This is a genomic window from Pelagibacterium halotolerans (assembly GCF_044811015.1).
GTDB classification, from domain to species: domain Bacteria; phylum Pseudomonadota; class Alphaproteobacteria; order Rhizobiales; family Devosiaceae; genus Pelagibacterium; species Pelagibacterium halotolerans_A.
The window spans coordinates 1,419,487-1,435,927 of record NZ_CP085243.1; the positions used below are offsets into that span (position 1 = coordinate 1,419,487).

The 16,441-nt window shown below is 60.6% G+C and carries 14 protein-coding genes, 2 tRNA genes and 1 pseudogene; 10 read left to right on the plus strand and 7 right to left on the minus strand.

Annotation, left to right across the window (positions count from 1 at the left end):
• Positions 1-19: 19 nt before the first annotated feature.
• The 6 genes and pseudogenes from LG281_RS07020 to LG281_RS07045 form a co-directional block, all read left to right on the plus strand.
• Positions 20-298, plus strand: coding sequence for a hypothetical protein (locus LG281_RS07020; RefSeq protein ID WP_404405728.1), 279 nt, complete (start codon positions 20-22; stop codon positions 296-298).
• Between the two features lie 295 nt (positions 299-593).
• Complete coding sequence (locus LG281_RS07025; protein ID WP_404405730.1) at positions 594-1,931, plus strand: M16 family metallopeptidase; 1,338 nt, start codon at positions 594-596, stop codon at positions 1,929-1,931.
• A complete protein-coding gene (locus tag LG281_RS07030) occupies positions 1,928-3,292 on the plus strand; it encodes a M16 family metallopeptidase (protein WP_404405732.1) in 1,365 nt (454 codons plus the stop codon). Before LG281_RS07025 ends, LG281_RS07030 begins: the two co-directional genes overlap by 4 nt.
• Positions 3,289-4,953, plus strand: coding sequence for a peptidase domain-containing ABC transporter (locus LG281_RS07035; RefSeq protein ID WP_404405734.1), 1,665 nt, complete (start codon positions 3,289-3,291; stop codon positions 4,951-4,953). The genes LG281_RS07030 and LG281_RS07035 overlap by 4 nt, the downstream gene beginning before the upstream one ends.
• Before the next feature lie 17 nt (positions 4,954-4,970).
• Positions 4,971-6,275, plus strand: a complete 1,305-nt coding sequence (locus LG281_RS07040; RefSeq protein WP_404405736.1) for an HlyD family type I secretion periplasmic adaptor subunit — start codon at positions 4,971-4,973, stop codon at positions 6,273-6,275.
• A 727-nt stretch (positions 6,276-7,002) separates the two neighbouring features.
• A pseudogene (locus LG281_RS07045) lies at positions 7,003-7,413 on the plus strand (recombinase family protein); the annotation flags it as partial.
• A gap of 570 nt (positions 7,414-7,983) precedes the next feature.
• Here the strand turns inward: LG281_RS07045 and LG281_RS07050 are convergent.
• A tRNA-Gln gene (locus tag LG281_RS07050) sits at positions 7,984-8,058 on the minus strand.
• Between the two features lie 127 nt (positions 8,059-8,185).
• Here LG281_RS07050 and LG281_RS07055 point away from each other — a divergent pair.
• Both LG281_RS07055 and LG281_RS07060 read left to right on the plus strand, forming a co-directional pair.
• Positions 8,186-8,262 (plus strand) — tRNA-Pro (locus tag LG281_RS07055).
• Between the two features lie 241 nt (positions 8,263-8,503).
• A complete protein-coding gene (locus LG281_RS07060) occupies positions 8,504-8,839 on the plus strand; it encodes a hypothetical protein (RefSeq protein ID WP_404405738.1) in 336 nt (111 codons plus the stop codon).
• A gap of 72 nt (positions 8,840-8,911) precedes the next feature.
• On the opposite strand, the gene LG281_RS07065 is transcribed toward LG281_RS07060, so the two are convergent.
• Positions 8,912-9,532, minus strand: a complete 621-nt coding sequence (locus LG281_RS07065; RefSeq protein ID WP_404405740.1) for a biotin transporter BioY — start codon at positions 9,530-9,532, stop codon at positions 8,912-8,914.
• Positions 9,533-9,604: 72 nt separating this feature from the next.
• Between LG281_RS07065 and LG281_RS07070 the strand changes: the two genes are divergently transcribed.
• The gene (locus tag LG281_RS07070) at positions 9,605-10,513 is read left to right on the plus strand and encodes an MBL fold metallo-hydrolase (RefSeq protein WP_404405742.1); all 909 of its coding nucleotides are present in this window, start codon (positions 9,605-9,607) and stop codon (positions 10,511-10,513) included.
• Here LG281_RS07070 and LG281_RS07075 read toward each other — a convergent pair.
• Together LG281_RS07075 and pdxH are read right to left on the minus strand one after the other, a co-directional pair.
• The gene (locus tag LG281_RS07075; protein WP_404405744.1) at positions 10,491-11,297 is read right to left on the minus strand and encodes a DUF1499 domain-containing protein; all 807 of its coding nucleotides are present in this window, start codon (positions 11,295-11,297) and stop codon (positions 10,491-10,493) included. The genes LG281_RS07070 and LG281_RS07075 overlap by 23 nt on opposite strands.
• Positions 11,298-11,315: 18 nt before the next feature.
• Positions 11,316-11,951, minus strand: a complete 636-nt coding sequence (gene pdxH / locus LG281_RS07080; RefSeq protein ID WP_404405746.1) for a pyridoxamine 5'-phosphate oxidase — start codon at positions 11,949-11,951, stop codon at positions 11,316-11,318.
• A 378-nt stretch (positions 11,952-12,329) separates the two neighbouring features.
• Here pdxH and LG281_RS07085 point away from each other — a divergent pair, with 378 nt between their 5' ends.
• Entirely contained in the window at positions 12,330-13,283 is a 954-nt protein-coding gene (locus tag LG281_RS07085) for a DnaJ C-terminal domain-containing protein (RefSeq protein ID WP_404405748.1), read from the plus strand.
• A 43-nt stretch (positions 13,284-13,326) separates the two neighbouring features.
• Here LG281_RS07085 and LG281_RS07090 read toward each other — a convergent pair whose 3' ends face one another.
• From LG281_RS07090 to LG281_RS07100, 3 genes are all read right to left on the minus strand, one after another.
• Entirely contained in the window at positions 13,327-14,310 is a 984-nt protein-coding gene (locus tag LG281_RS07090; protein WP_404405750.1) for a branched-chain amino acid ABC transporter permease, read from the minus strand.
• Positions 14,310-15,197: a branched-chain amino acid ABC transporter permease gene (locus LG281_RS07095; RefSeq protein WP_404405752.1), complete on the minus strand. Its 888-nt coding sequence runs from the start codon at positions 15,195-15,197 to the stop codon at positions 14,310-14,312. Before LG281_RS07095 ends, LG281_RS07090 begins: the two co-directional genes overlap by 1 nt.
• A gap of 78 nt (positions 15,198-15,275) precedes the next feature.
• Positions 15,276-16,439: an ABC transporter substrate-binding protein gene (locus tag LG281_RS07100; protein WP_404406655.1), complete on the minus strand. Its 1,164-nt coding sequence runs from the start codon at positions 16,437-16,439 to the stop codon at positions 15,276-15,278.
• Between the last annotated feature and the right edge of the window lie 2 nt (positions 16,440-16,441).

The following is a 16,441-nucleotide window of genomic DNA, read 5'->3' on the forward strand; positions in this document are numbered from 1 at the left end:
ACAGGAAGGATGACAGACCATGTCTCGTATCAACAAGAACGCGCTTACCGATCTCAACGGCACCGTCAGCTTCGGCGGCGGCGGCGGTGGCGGTGGCGGTGGTAGTTCCACCGTCCGGACCAGCCGATATACGGGAAACACCTGCGATGTCGGCGGAATGGCGAAGTCCGCTGCCGAAGGCGCCGTAATTGGTGGAGTAGGCGGTGCAGTCACGACAGGTACCGCCCCTGGAGCCGCGGTCGGTGCGTTGGGCGGGTCGCTGGTCGGTGCCGTCAGCCACTATGTAGGGTGTCTGTGAATTAAGGTGCCGGGGCGCTCTCAAGCGCCCCGGTCGTATCTCGAAAGGAACGAATCGTGACTAGAAAATTATTTTCGCACGCTACTCGACCATTCTTATCGTCTGTAATTTTCTTTATTATATATATGTTCGTTATTGTTTTTCCGCGCGACTTGCAGCTTTCTATATTTGAGCTGCTTTCTATATTTATATTATTATTCATTGTTAATTTGGCTGTAGATGTCATTTATAGAAAATTTTTCCCATAAATTTAACGCACCACTCCCGAGCCGGAATATGTGGCGGACTCAGTAATATGATGCCATCACAACCCCATCGCGGTTCACTCCGCGCACGATCGGTTCTTGTTCTCGCCGTCATCTGCATGGCGCTATTGGCGGCGGCCGGTTTCGCCACCTTCCGCGACGATGGCGGCCCCGACATTCCGGGCGTGCATGTGATCTCGATACCGGACAGCAATCGCGTCACCGCCCATGTCATCGTGCCGCAACTTCCTGCGCCGGCCGGGCTGGCGCATTACACCGAGCATCTGGCGTGGCTCAATGCCGTCGGCGAAGAAAAGCGCGATGCCGACCGGCATTCCAATGCCTGGACGAACGACTATGCCATAGGGTACTGGCTGTCCGGCGCGCCCGCGGACCTGCCAGACATTCTGCGCACCCTCAAGGGCGTGTTCGCGCCTCTTGAGGTGCCAGAAGACTTCGCCGAGGACGAACGCGGGATCATCCAGCGCGAGTACGAATACCGCGTGGTGAACAATCCCGATGCACAAGCGGGCGAGGTGATGGACGCCTTCCTCTACGAAGGCAACGCCATCGCTGCCTCGGTGATCGGCACGCCGCAAGACATTGCGGCGCTCGATTATGACAACGCCCGGGCACTGCATGTGGCAACCCATGTACCGCAGGACGCAAGGCTTGTCGTCGTCGGCGGTGTCAGCGAAGGCGCGGTGCTGGCGGCGATGCGCGAAGCCGGTTGGCCCGAAGCCGACACGGATGAGCACAAGGTGGCCCCGCCTCAATTCGATCTCGACGCTCCGGCCACGCGCGCCATACGCCATGTCGAGGCCGATGCCGCTCCGCGTCTTGTGTGGCGGCGTGTCGTGACCCTGCCTGAACCGGTCCCCTTCGACCTTCTGGAGGCGCGGACCGCGCTCTTGCGCGATATTCTCGACACGAATCTGCCAGGGGGGCTGGCCGGTCCCCTTCGGTTCGACACGATGATCGCCAGCAGTTTCGGTATCGAGATCTGGCCGATTGACGAAGACAATATCGAACTCAGCTTCCGTGCGGCGCCGGACCGGGATGTCTCCCTGGCCATGCTGCAAGACGCCTTCGAGACAACGCTGGAAGATATCGCCCGGAATGGAATCCCTCAGACCACGTGGTCCCGTATCCTCGGCCGCTTCGACGGATTCTGGCCCGATTGGGCCGACGCGGACGAAACCGCCGACTGGATGGCCGCCTATGTCCTGGACCGCATTTCGACCCTGCGCGAGCCGTTGTCCGCGCACGAATTGGATGAACTCAAACCCGCGCTGACGCTCGCTTCCACCAACGCCCTTTTGCGCGCACTCGCCGGAGAGGGTCGCACTGCCGTCGCCTTCATCGGCCCTGAGGAGAGATTTGAATGATCCGTATTGCTCTTGCCCTGATCGCCCTTCTGGGCCTTGCCGCCTGCGGAGGCAACAGGCAACCGTCTGCTAGTGTGGAAACGAGCCCCGGCGGGATCGATTTTACGCTTGTGGAGATGCCGGACAATGAATGGGTGTCGATCCAGATCGCCTGGCCCACGGATTGGGCCTGGCGCGAGGATGTCAACCAGGCCGCCCCCTATGTCGGAACACAGCTGATCCTTGCCGGTGGCGCCGAAGGCTATCCGGCCGGTGAGGTGGGCGAGCGGTTCGCCGATCTGGAATCGGAGGGCAATCTCGGTGTTTCACCGGACCACATTTACGGGGACTTGACCTTCAAGACCGAGCACATGGCCGAAACGGTCGAGATCGCCAATGCCCATCTGCGCGCGCCCACGCTCGATGAGGGATGGTTTACCCGTGTTCATGACGGGTTCGCGCAGAGCATGGCCGAGGCCAAGGCGCAACCCGCGCAGCGCAGCTTCGATGCCGCCCGTTGGGCGGTATTCGGCGACCAGCCCCTGCGCGATGCGCTCTCGCTTGACGCGCCTACCACGATTCCGACGCTGACCCGCGAGGATGTCGTTGCCTGGCACGCCCAGACCATCACGCGGGACCCCGAAGCCATCGTGGTGGCTGGCGATCTCGACGCGGAGAAAGCCGGGGCTGCGCTCGATGCCCTGTTCGACGGTCTGCCCGAGGCGACGCACGACATCGCCAAACAGGAGGAGGCCGATTTTTCGCCGCGCCGCATTCTCTTGCACGTGCCCGCGGCTGAAACGACCAACCTAACCTTCATCGCCCCGCTGCCGCCAACGCGGCTTGGGGGAGAATACGAGGATGTCATCATCACGCAGGCCCTTGGCGGCGGCGATCAAAGCGCGTTGCATGAGGCCGTGCGCACACAATTGAGGGCCAGCTACGGTTTCGGGGCCGGTTTCACCAATTATACCCGCAACATGCGCATTCTCGTTCTCAGCGGCGCGGTCGACACCGAAAGATTGGCGGACGCTGAAAGCGTCGTGCGGGAGGCGTATGCGGCGTTTCGGGAAAATGGTCCCACCGGGTCGATTTCCGACCGCAAGGCGATCCTTGAAGAGAATCTCACGGAGATGTCCGAGTTCGTGTTCGACCAGGCCTACGCGGAGCTGCAAAGCGCATTGGACGGGTTCGAGCCGGGCCGTTCGCTTCGCTTGCATGAGGAACTGGCCGCTGTCAGCGAAGAAAGCATCCTCGCAAGACTTGCAGCGGATTACCCGCAGGACGGCGCGTTCCTGGTTGTCGCCGTTTCGCCGGATGCCGATGCCCTGCCCGGTGCCTGTGTGATCTCTGCGCCGGAAGAGGCCGTGGATTGCCGATGAGCGACCGTGCTCACGCGAAAGCGGGCGAAATCCCGCTTTCCTGGTTCAGCAAGACACTTTGGAAGTTCACGCCACTCTACATCGAGCTGATGTTTCTGGCGATCTGCCTGCGCCTGATCGGGCTGGTCGAGCCGTTCATCTTCCAGGTTATCATCGACCGGATCCTGCCGTTCCAGCGCGAAGCCTCACTGCTGGTCGTGGTGGCGATCTTCGTGGCCGTCAGCCTGTTCCAGCTGGGATTCGAGGTGCTGTCGCAACTTCTCGGCATGCTGACAGCCAATCGCGTCACGCGCGAGTTCGGCACACGCATATTCGAACATCTCTTCAAGCTGCCCTTCAGCCACTTCCGCAAATGGTCCGTCGGAGAAACCATCGCTAGGATCAGCGAAACCGACACGATCCGGGCGTTTCTGGTGGGGACGACAACCGGGGTCTTTCTCGATCTTGCCTTCGTGTTCATTTACATTGCCGTGCTGTTCGCCCTTTCGGTGGAACTGGCCCTCATCATCCTCGCGGCCCTTCCGATACAGATCCTGATCTATCTCGGTTTCGGTCCGTTCCTGCGGCGGCGACTGCGCGCCCAGTTCGATGCAGGCGCCGCGCATCAGACCCAGATGGTCGAGAACATCTCGGGTATCGCATCGGTCAAGGCGTTGAGCGCCGAGGATAAAATGCTTGAGCGGCTTGATCAGACGCTTCATGCCAACCTCAATGCCGGCTACCGGGTCGGCCTTCTGAACATCTGGAACGATAAGCTCCTTTTCATCGTCGACAAAGCGATCACCATCAGCATCATCTACTTCGGGGCACAATTCGTGTTCGCCGGACAGATGACCCTTGGCGAACTCATTGCATTCCACCTGCTTGCTGAAAAGGTAACGGGCCCCATCGAGAATTTCTCGAGCCTTTGGGAAAGCTGGCAGAACATCCGTGTCTCGCGGCAGCGCCTTGGCGATGTGGTCAATACGCCCATGGAGCCCTTCAACGCGTTGCCCAAGCTTCCGCGTAATATCGATGCGCGGCTCGAGTTCGTCGATGTCGATTTCGCCTATATCCCTTCTGCACCGATCCTGCGCCGTTTCAATTTCATCGCCGCCCCGAACACGCTGACACTGATCGTCGGTCCATCCGGGGTTGGCAAATCGACCTTCGGTCGCCTTGCTTCCGGTATTGACGTCCCCGACAGCGGAGAAGTGCACCTTGGCGGCGAGAGAATCGCAGAGTACGAACCGCACGATGTCAGAACCCGTATCGCCTATGTCCCCCAGGAACCATACCTTTTCTCCGGGACATTGCGAGAAAACCTGACGTTCGGAGACGCGGAAATCACAGACGAGATGATTGCCCATGCCCTCCGGACTTCTGCCGCCGAAACGCTCGTCGAAGAGCTTCCTCTTGGTCTCGATACCCATGTCGGGGAACGTGGCTCGGCTCTATCCGGCGGTCAGCGGCAGCGTGTCGCCATCGCGCGATCACTTGTCCGGAACCCCAAGGTCATCATTCTCGACGAGCCGACCAGCGCCCTCGATGCCGCCTCCCAGCGCCGTATGGCAGCCGAGTTGCAGAAGCTGAAACGCGAGGCAACGCTGATCATCATTACTCACAGCCCGGATACTTTCGAGAACCCCGATCAGGTGGTCGATTTCGAGGGGCTACGGTGACGTCATATTCCGAACCAATGAAGATCACGTCCCCGACATTGCATGGGACGGTCCTGCTCACGATCGCAGTCTTCGTCGCGATCCTCGTTATGTCATTCGTCTTCAGAGTCGAGATCGTGACCCGTGGCGCCGGTAGAGTCGTTCCGATCAGCCGCGTGCAGGTGGTTCAGCCGGAGTTTTCCGGACGCATCATCGCTATCCATGTTCGCAACGGCATGTCCGTTAGCCAGGGCGATATTCTGATCGAACTCGATCCGACCGAAGCCGTGGCCGAACTAGAGACAATTCGAGCGGAGCAGGAAAGGTTGCTTATCGAGATGGCACGCATCGATGCCATCGTGCGCGCACTTAACTTCAACCCCGATGACGTCGATTTCATGGAGCAAGCGCAACGCCTCTTCAACGTCCCTATCGCATTGCGTGAACATCCTTTCACTGACGAGCAACGCAACCTGTTGAACGCCGAGGTCGCGGACTACCTTGCCTCGCTGGCTCAGATTGCTGCACGCGAAGAAACCAACCGGCGATCCGAGGACGTCACCAATGCCAATATCGAACGTGTCAATGCCGCGCTGGACATCCAGGCCGAGCGACTGCGCACGTCTGAGGAGCTTCTGCAACGGGGCACGACGAGCAGGGCGGATTTCCTCAATGTACAACAGGCCTTCACGGAATTGGAACGCGAGCGGGACGTGCACCTGCGAGAACTCGAACAGAAGGTTGCCGAACGCGCTGCCCTCGATACAGAACGGCGGCGGGTAACGGCGGACCTACGGAGTTCTTTGCTCGACCGGAAAGTGCAAATTGACGCCCGTCTGGCCACACTTGCCGAAGAGGAGCGCACAGCAAAGCACCGTGTGGACGCAGCGAGGCTGGAAGCGCCCACATCAGGCGTCGTCGATCAACTCAAGGTCTTCACGATTGGGGGCGTAGCAGATGCCGGAGCAAAATTGCTTCGCATCGTTCCGACTGGCGTTGAAGTCGAGATCGAAGGAACGTTTTCGAACCAGGATATTGGCTTCATGGAGGTCGGCCAGCAGGCGAATATTCGCCTCGATGCCTATCCGTCGGAACGGTTCGGCTTCGTACGCGGTGTGGTTTCCGACATCGCTGCGGACTCAGCAGAGGTGACTGAAGGCCAATGGGGCTACACCGTGCGGGTTGAGCCAAACAAGGGTTTTCTGGAAGCTGGGTCTGAAACCCTTCCTCTGCGCCCTGGCATGACCGCGACAATCGACGTGACCACAGGTACGCGCCGCATCATCAGCTATTTCTTTGCGCCGATAGTAAGAACAATCCAGGATGCCATGGGTGAGCGTTGAGCGCAGTTTTCGGTCGTCCTCACGGTACGGACCGATGCATGCAATGGCCATTGCCGCGATCCATTTCGCGGAGAACGTTCGCCGCCGGTCGTTCCTCGCCGTCAGATATCGTTCTGGAAGTGCTGTCGATTGAAGTTGAGTTACCGTTCGATTTAGACTTGGCAAGTTCGTCCAAGAGGCCCAGGCGTTGGCCGTCAACTCGCCGACGCGATGTAGCCGCACTGAGCTCACCGCGCCGCGGCGATTGGTCTTGACTCGGTTGCCTGGCCGCGTCCGCACAGCGCCATCGGGAACACCCGTCCGATATCACTCATGAACGCATCAAGGGCAGCCGGCCCACCCTGATGGTTCATCCCCGGAAATTCCGAATCCGGGTGGTCCAAAGTCGGGTAGCAGCTCAAAACAACCCCGGAGTCTACGTCAGACCGACCGGCTCTATCGCAACCTCAAGGATTGGGTGACGCTTGACGAGTTGGATATCGAAATCCACCTCGCCAAGGAGGGCACGGTGCTCTCGGCCGATTCGCGCTCGTCGGAAAAGTTCATGCACGGCATCAAGGTGCTGATGGCGAAGAACTATATCGACAACCTCTCCGAGGAAGCGCGCAAGGGGCAGATGGAGAAGGCCGAACAGGGTATCTGGCCGTCCAAAGCGCCGCTGGGCTATCTCAACGTCACTGCCAAGGACGGCAAGAAAGTCATCGAGCCGGATCCGGCACTGGCGCCCATGGTCACCAAGCTGTTCGAGCGCTACGCGACCGGCCATTATTCTCTGAAAGCGCTCACCAAGGCGGCCCACGCCGACGGTTTTGTCTACCCGAAGAGCGGCAACCGCGTTCCGGTCAGCACGATCCATGCCATCCTGCGCAATCGGCTCTATTCCGGGCTGTTCGAATGGAACGGCAAGCTGCACCATGGCAAGCATGAGCCGCTGGTTTCCATCGAGCTATGGGAGCGGGTGCAGGGCGTGCTGACGGGGCGGAACACGACGCCGATCCATTCCTATGGCCGCGAATTCGCCTTCTCCGGCCTCATGAAATGCGCTGACTGCGGCTGCGCCGTTGTGGCGGAAATCAAGAAGGGCAAATACATCTATTATCACTGCACCGGCCATGCCGACGGCAATCGCGGCAATCCGTCCGACTGCCGGCGCAAATATGTGCGCGAGGAGGTGCTGGAGGCGCAATTCGCGGCGTTGCTGGATCAGCTCTATTTCGACGAGGAAGTGCTGGAATGGGTGCGCGAAGCGCTGAAATCCAGCCATACGGACGAGCGGCGCGATCATGAGGACGCCATCAAACGCTGCCAGGCCGAATACAAGCGGCTGGAGGACCGTCTGAACGCCATTTATCTCGACAAGCTGGACGGGCGGATCGATCAGACCTTCCATGATCGCATGGCCAAGGGGTGGAAGACGGATCAGGTGCGGCTGCTGCGCGAGATCGAGCGGCATACGGATGCTGAGCATTCTTATATGGACGACGGAATCAGGCTGCTCGAGTTGGCCCGGAATGCCCGCGAACTCTTCGCCAAACAGGAAGCTCACGAGAAAAAACGGCTTCTGAATCTGGTGCTATCGAACTCGATCTGGCGCCAAGGAGAGGTCGAGGCGACCTTCCGGCAACCTTTTGATTTACTTGTGAAAACAAACGCCGCGATCGCGGCGAAAAATGACCCTGGCGGAGACTTATCCACAGGTCATGCAGTTTGGCTGGGGCGGCAGGATTCGAACCTGCGAATGCCGATACCAAAAACCGGTGCCTTACCACTTGGCGACGCCCCAATGCGCGCTGCTTGTTACACCGTTCGGCTGACGTGTGCAACACCGCGAAACAGGCTTGAACCGTCAATAAACGCACTATATAAGGCGGGCCAACATGGTGATCGGCGGCAAAGCCGGTCCTGCTTGTCGGAGTATAGCGCAGCCTGGTAGCGCACCTCGTTCGGGACGAGGGGGTCGCAAGTTCGAATCTTGCTACTCCGACCATTCTTCTCACCCCGGCCTCGCTAGCGAGGCCGGGGTTTTGTTTGTTGCCCCTGCACGCGACCGCTGCGGAACGCCGCGTGTGGGAAGTCGCATTGCTGCTCACAATGTTGGCGCATCATCGTCGCGTAAAGCGCAACGATTATTTCATGAAGTCTCACCTATCTGATCGCTAAACATGGGAGACTTGTGGTATTCTTAATATTGCTTCCGACACGAGGGAGTATAATAGGGGACCACAATCATGAAAGCCAAATTTCTGGGGCTCAGTTTGGCGCTGACCGCCATCCTGCTTACCGTTCAAGCGCAAGCGCAAAGCTACGACCGGCGCGTCACAATTGAGAACTTCACCTCGGTCACGATGACCTATTTCTATGCCTCCAATGTCGACAGGGCGACCTGGGAAGAAGACATTCTTGGCAATTCCGTCTTGCCGTCGGGAAACTCGGTGGTGATCAACATCGATGATGGATCGGGCTACTGTCTTTACGACTTCCGCGCCATCTTCGCCGACGGTTCCGAGGCGATCCGCTCGGGCGTCAATGTTTGCGAGGTCGGCGTCTATACCTATTACGACTGATCCGCCATAGACCGCGATAAACAAAAGGGCCGGTCATTCGACCGGCCCTTTCACGTTCGACATTAGTCGAGCTCAACTCTCGCCGCGCTTTACCAGCGTCCAGCCGCCCACAACAGTGAGAGCCGCGAAGCCCATCTTGAGCGTGTCCCAGAGAATGAAAGGCTCGACCGCGCCCTTATAGGCGGAAACAACCACGTTGGACTGGTCGATCCAGCCGGCCTGCCCGGACATCACCAGAAGCCAGGTGAATCCGAAGGCGAACAGTGCGACCGCGCCGAGCATCATGGCGCCGAAGGCCGGCAGCACGCTGCGGGCCGCGCCGCGATCGGCGAGGTAGCCGATGATGACCGCCATGACGAGGAATCCAATGAGGAACCCGCCCGTGGGGCCCATCACATAGGCCGGGCCGGCATAGGCGCCGGCAAACACCGGCAGGCCGGCGAGGCCCTGGACAAGGTAGAGCGCGACAGTCGCCGCACCGATGCGCAGGCCGAATGCTGCCGCGATGATAGCGACCGCCATGGACTGCAGCGAAACGGGAACTGGCCAAACCGGAACCGAAATCTTGGCGGCGACGGTCAAAACGATCGAGCCGAGGAACGCCACCGCGATCGCGGTGATCGCCTGCGCCGTGCGGGATTTGGGCTGCAATGCACCCAAAAGCGTATTGGACGTGGCAAAAGTCATGGCCATCACGAATTCCTTTGCGTTAAAGCCGAGAGAACGTCCAACTTCTAGCCACACTCACGCACACGCGCAATGGCCATGCCGACGCTGCCGTATCAAACCGACTTCGATCCCCAGACAGGAACACCCGTCCCCGTCGGCGCGGGAATCGTCCGCCTTACTGCACCCAATACGGGGCCCTACACGTTCACCGGTACGAATAGCTTTATCCTCGGCGGATCCGAGGTCATGGTGCTCGACCCCGGGCCTGACGATCCCGTGCATCTTGAGGCCATCATGACCGCTATCGGCGGGCGCCCCGTGGCCGGTATTCTTCTTACCCATACGCATCCAGATCATTGCGCGCTGGTGCCCCGGCTCCAGTCGCGGACGGGCGCGCCGCTGCTTTCGGGCGGGCCGCATCGGCATTCCCGCCCGCCCACCTGGCGCGAATCGCTGATGCGCCGGCGAGGTATAGGTTTCCGGCTCAAACCGGACACGGTGCTTTGGGACGGTCAACCGCTCGAGCTCGATGGACTGACGCTCACCGCCATCGCCACGCCGGGCCATTGCGCCAATCACTTCGCCTTCGCTGTCGAGGGCACGCGGATGCTGCTTTCGGGCGACCACGTCATGGGCTGGAACTCCACACTCATCGCCTCTCCAGACGGCAAGCTTTCGGATTACTTCGCCTCGCTCGACAAGGTTATCGCCCTGCATCAAACGCGCTACGTACCCGCCCATGGCGGCGAAATCGCCGACGGGCGCGCCTTCGCCAAAGCGCTCAAGGCACACAGGATGATGCGCAACGACCAGATTCTCGACGTGCTCAGCGCGGGTCCCCTATCGCTCCGGCAAATCACGGCGGCAATCTATCCGCAGCTTCGAGGACGGCTCGCTTATGCCGCACGGCAGACGGTGCTCGCGCACCTCGAATACCTCGCCGAAACCGGCATGGTCGCGCTCAAGCGCGGCGCGTTCAGCGTCAGGGCGTGGTTACCGGCGTAGCATCCCCGGGTGCGTCGGGCGCGACATCCGGCACGACATTGCTACGAAGATGCTCAGCCACGGCCTGGTCCAGCGCAACCAGAAAGCTCTCCAGCGCACGGCCATTCGCTCCCAGATCGTGTTCGACATTGCGGACCGACGCCCCGCGCACATCGAGCCGGGCGCCGAGCGGCGCCGGCTCGATCCTGACCGCGATCTCGTCGGACCAGCCCAGCAGCGATTTGTGGATTGCGTTGAGCTGGCGTGCAGCGTCCGCGCCTTGCGAATCCTGGATGAATATCAACTGCCAGCCCCTGCCCTCGATAACCCCCCGCGCGATGCCGAAGAGGGTGGCAGGATCGAGCCTGTAAGACCGCGTAAGAACGCGCGGAAACGCCTCGAGGGCCATATCGGGATCGATCGGCTCCGGGCTCCCGGAACGCGGGAAAATCAATTCGGGGGCGTCGCGCGGGTCGGTGGATATGTCGGCGGTCGAAGGGTAGCTCGCCATCAGCCAGACCGCTGTACCCGCCGGCAGGAGGCACAGGACGCCCGTGAACAGCCCGATGCTCGCAAGGCTCCATCCCTTGTCGCCGGTGAACCAGAGCCTGACGTAGCCGGCCAATGCCAGCAACACGGCAAGACCGCCCGCCGCCGTCGCGATCGCGAGGCAGACTTCAAAAACGTCCGTGCTGATCTGGCCAAAGACGTGCAGGAGAATCGACAGCACCAGAAGGGGTACCCCGAAGGTGCCAACCCGCCGCGACCAGACCGCAAACTTCGATGTACGAAGAAAGACCCGCATGAATGGTTCAGGTCCCGCTCAGGGGTAGAGCCGGGTGCGCGTCCAGGACGCGTCGAGTCCCTCGCGCCGGAAGACGAACCGGTCATGGAGCCGGAAGGCGCCGTCTTTCCAGAACTCGATTTCAAGCGGTTTGACGCGAAAGCCCGACCAGTAGTCTGGGCGCGGCACGTCATCACCGAACTCAGCCTGTAGCTCTTCGACCTTGTCGACAAGCGCCTGGCGGCTTTGAAGCGGCTGCGATTGCGCCGAGGCATGAGCGCCGAGCCGCGATTGCACAGGGCGCGTCGCGAAATAGGCGTCGGCCTCCGCGTCGCTCACCGCTTCGACGGGACCGCGTATCCGGATCTGTCGCCGCAGCGATTTCCAATGAAACAGCAGCGCCGCCTTGGGATGCGCCTGCAGTTCGCGCCCCTTGGCACTGCCGAAGTTGGTGTAAAATACGAACCCTCGCTCATCCCGGCCGTTGAGCAGCACAACACGCGCGTCCGGCATGCCGGTCTCGTCGACCGTCGCCAACGTCATGGCGTTGGGATCGTTGATTTCGTTTTCTCGCGCCGCCTCCAGCCATTCGGAAAAGAGGGCGAAAGGATCGATTTGCCCCTCATAGCTGTCGTCGAGCAATTTGTCGGTCAAAAGCGAAGATTGCGCGGTCATATCCGTACCACTTTCAGGGGCTGTTAACACTATGGATAGGGGTTTGACGGGTCATAGTCCGAACAACAAGCGGGATTTTTCGCGACAAGGGACCGGACCATGACCCGCCCGAAGGGTTTTGCATAAATCGTTCAATGCCGACGCGTTTCCCCCAAAACGAGGAATAACCCGCCCTGCGGGAAACACTTGGCATTGAACGATTTATGCAAAATCAAACCCCTATCCATAGTGTCAACAGACCCTAGACATTAGGCGGGCCGGTCGCCATATAGGACGCGAAGATGCGGCGTTGCAACCGCCGCGAAACGAATAGAAGTTGATGGCTGTACCCGACTCAAACCAGAGCCGGGTACGCTGTTGCGGGACAAAAGAAAGAGCATGCGCGACCCTTATACAGTGCTCGGGGTGCCGCGGGACGCGAGCGATAAGGACATCAAGTCCGCCTATCGTAAGCTTGCCAAGGCTCTGCATCCCGACCAGAACCCCGACAATAAATCGGCACACGCCAAGTTTGCCGAGGTGACCGCTGCGTACGACTTTTTGTCGGACAAGACCAAACGCGGCCAATATGACCGCGGCGAGATCGATGCCGACGGCAATCCGAAATTCGCCGGGTTTGGCGGTTTCGACGGCGCTGGCATGCGCGGCGGACGCGGCAGCGCTGGCGCGGGCGGTTTTTCGGCTGAGGATATTTTGAAGGAATTCATGAGCGGGTTCGGCGGCGGACGGCGCTCGGCTGGCGCCAACCCGTTTGCGGGAACCGCAGGCGGCGCGAGCTGGGATCCTTTTACCGCATCGACGTCTTCCACAGGCCGGTCGGCCAAGGGTGAAGATGTCACCGTCAATCTCGCCGTCACGCTTGAGGACGCGCACCAAGGCGCTTCGGTGCCCGTGACGCTGCCAACGGGCAAAACGGTGTCGGTGAAGCTCCCCCACCCGCTCGAGGAAGGCCAGCAGATTCGCTTGCGCGGCCAGGGCAAGCCTTCTCCGCTCGGCGGGCAGGCAGGCGATGCGCTGGTCACCGTAAAATTCGCGCGCCACAAGCAGTTCAGGCGCGAAGGCAACGACCTGCGCGTCGACGTGCCGATCACGCTCTACGAGGCCGTTCTGGGCGCCAAGGTGCGTGTCCCCACGCTTTCGGGCACAGTTGAACTCAACCTGCCGCCGGGCGTGGATACGGCCAAGGCACTGCGTCTCAAGGGCAAGGGGTTGTTCGGCAAAGGCGATCTCTACGTCAATCTGCGAGTGGTCCTGCCTGAGGGCGGCGACCCGGACCTCGAGAGCCTGATGCGATTCTGGCGGGATCAGAAGCCCTATAAGGTGCGGGATTAACCCGCATTTTGTTGTGGCACGGCCGGTGAGGCGCTTTATCTCATCACAGCGGCTTCTTGAGCCACTTGCCCAGCACGCCGACGATCCCCTCGCGGAACAGGAGCACCGCGACGACGAAGATCGCGCCCTGCAGCACCGTGACCCACGCGCCGAACCCGGCGAAATAGTTCTGCATCGTGACGATGATCGCCGCGCCGAGGATCGGGCCAAACACCGTATGCATACCGCCCAGAAGCGCCATCAGCACCACCTCGCCGGACATCGCCCAATGCACGTCGGTCAGTGACGCGAGCTGGAAAACCAGCGCCTTGGTTGCGCCCGCAGTCCCGGCAAGCGTCGCCGACATCACAAAAACGGTGAGTTTGTAGCGGTTGACGCGATACCCGAGCGAAACCGAGCGCGCCTCGTTTTCCCGAATCGCCTTTAGAACCTGCCCGAAGGGCGAATGGATGATCCGGTAAATGAGGAACAGGCAGGCAAAAACAACCACGAAAACGAAGACATAGAGTGCCCTGTCGCTTGAAATATCGATCAGCCCGAACAGCATGTTACGGGGCACGGCCTGAATACCATCCTCGCCGCCGGTGAACGGGGCCTGCAAGGAAACGAAATAAACCATCTGTGCAAAAGCGAGCGTCACCATCGCGAAATAAATGCCCTGACGGCGGATCGCGAGAGACCCGATGACGAGCCCCAGAAGCGCCGCCGCGCCGGTACCGAGGAGCAGGCTCAGTTCGGGCGTCAGTCCCCAGGCCTTGGCGGCATATGCGGACACGTAGCTTGCCGAGCCGAAGAAAGCGGCATGGCCAAAGCTCAAGAGCCCGCCATACCCGAGCAGGAGGTTGAACGCACACGCAAAGAGCACGAAGCACATAACCTTCATCAAAAAGACCGGATAGAGAAAGAAGGGGCCTATAGCGAAGAAGGCGACGAGCGCCGCGAAGATCGCAAGGTGGAGCCTGGGGATATTTAAAGGCGTCGTGTGTCGCGCGTTGGTCGGGTTGTCCATAAGCGTCTGGTCGGTCATCACGCGACCCTCCCGAACAGGCCGGCGGGCTTTATGAGCAGCACCAGCGCCATGATGACGAAAATGACGACGGCGGAGCCTTCAGGATAGAAAACACGCGTCAGTCCCTCGACGATCCCCAATCCGAATCCGGTCAGGATCGCCCCCATGATCGAGCCAAGCCCGCCGATGACGACGACAGCGAAAACGACGATGATCAGGTCGGTACCCATATTGGGATTGACCGAATAGATCGGCGCCGCCAGCACGCCCGCGAGCGCGGCAAGGCCAACGCCGAAACCGTAGGTGAGCGTAATAAGCCTCGGCACGTTAATGCCGAAAGCGCCAACCATTGTTGGGTTTTCCGTCGCAGCGCGCAGATACGCGCCCAGCCGCGTCTTTTCGATCAGGAACCACGTGCCGAAGCACACGACGACCGACGCCACGACGACCCAGGCCCGGTAGTTTGGCAGGAACATGAATCCAAGATTCGTACCGCCCTGCAGCGCGCTGGGAATGGAATAGGGCAGACCTGAGACACCGTACTGGTTACGGAACAGGCCCTGGATGATGAGGGCCAACCCGAAGGTCAGTAGCAGCCCGTAAAGGTGATCGAGGTGATAAAGCCGCGAGATCATCAGCCGCTCGATGACGACGCCGGTTGCCCCCACGATCACCGGCACGAGGATGAGCGCCCACCAATAATCGACACCCAGATAGGTTAGCAGCATCCAGGCGACGAACGCACCCATCATATATTGCGCGCCGTGGGTGAAGTTGATGATGTTCAGAAGCCCGAAGATAACAGCCAGCCCGAGGCTGAGCAGCGCGTAAAACGAGCCGTTGATAAGCCCGAGCAGCAATTGGCCAAAAAGGGCGGCGGCCGGAATGCCAAAGATTTCGAACATGGGCGTGTGCTTTCAGACGACGCTGGATTTAGGGGATGCGCCAGCGGTCGGCGCATCCCTCTGTTCGTCAAGGCCGGGTTATTCCACCAGCTCGCATCCGCCCTCTTCAAGCGGGCGAAAGGCGTTCTCGGCCGGGATCGTATAGACGAGATCATAGTAATCCCACGCACCTTCGGACTGGTCGGGAGACTTCACGCGGAACAGGTACATGTCGTGGATCTTGCGCCCATCGGCACGGACCTCGCCCTCACCGAAGAGCGGATCGGAGGTCGGCATGGCCTTCATCGCCGCCATCACCGGGCCGGCTTCGACGCCTCCGGTTTCCTCGATCGCCTTCAGATAATGCAACATGCCCGAATAGACTCCCGCATGCACCATGGTCGGCATATTGCCGCCATTGCGCTCGGCAAAGCGTTCGGACCATTCGCGCGTGCCCTCATTGAGGTCCCAATAGAAGCTCTCGGTCAGCACCAGCCCCTGCGCGGCTTCGAGGCCGAGGGCATGTACGTCGGTGATGAACATCAGAAGAGCGGCTAGCGACTGACCTGACTGGGTGATGCCGAATTCGGCGGCCTGCTTGATGGCGTTGACCGTATCACCGCCGGCATTGGCCAGCCCGATCACCTCAGCACCTGAGGACTGCGCCTGCAAGAGGTAGGACGAAAAGTCCTGGCCAGGGAAGGGGTGACGGACCGAGCCCATCACCTCGCCGCCGGCCTCTTCGACAACCGCGCCGGTATCGGCCTCGAGCGCGTGGCCGAACGCGTAGTCGGCGGTGAGGAAGAACCAGGTGTCGTCCCCGGTTTCCACCATCGCCTGCCCCGTACCATGGGCCAGCGACCAGGTGTCATAGGTCCAGTGCACGGTATTGGGCGAGCACTGCGCGCCCGTCAGATCGGACGACGCCGCGCCCGAAACGATGAAGATCCTGTCCTTTTCGCGCGTGATCTCGTTGACCGCGAGCGCCGCCGAGGAGGTCGGCACGTCGAGGATCGCATCGACGCCCTCTTCGTCGTACCACTGGCGGGCGATGGTCGAGGCGACGTCGGGCTTGTTCTGGTGGTCTGCCGAGATGATCTCGACATTGATGCCACGCTCCGCGGCGCCGAAATCCTCCACCGCCATTTGCGCGGCGATCACCGAGCCTTCACCCGATAGGTCGGCATAGGTGCCCGAGCGGTCGTTCAGGACGCCGACCTTGACGTCGACGGCATAGGCCGATCCGGCCATGGCCAGGCCCATGG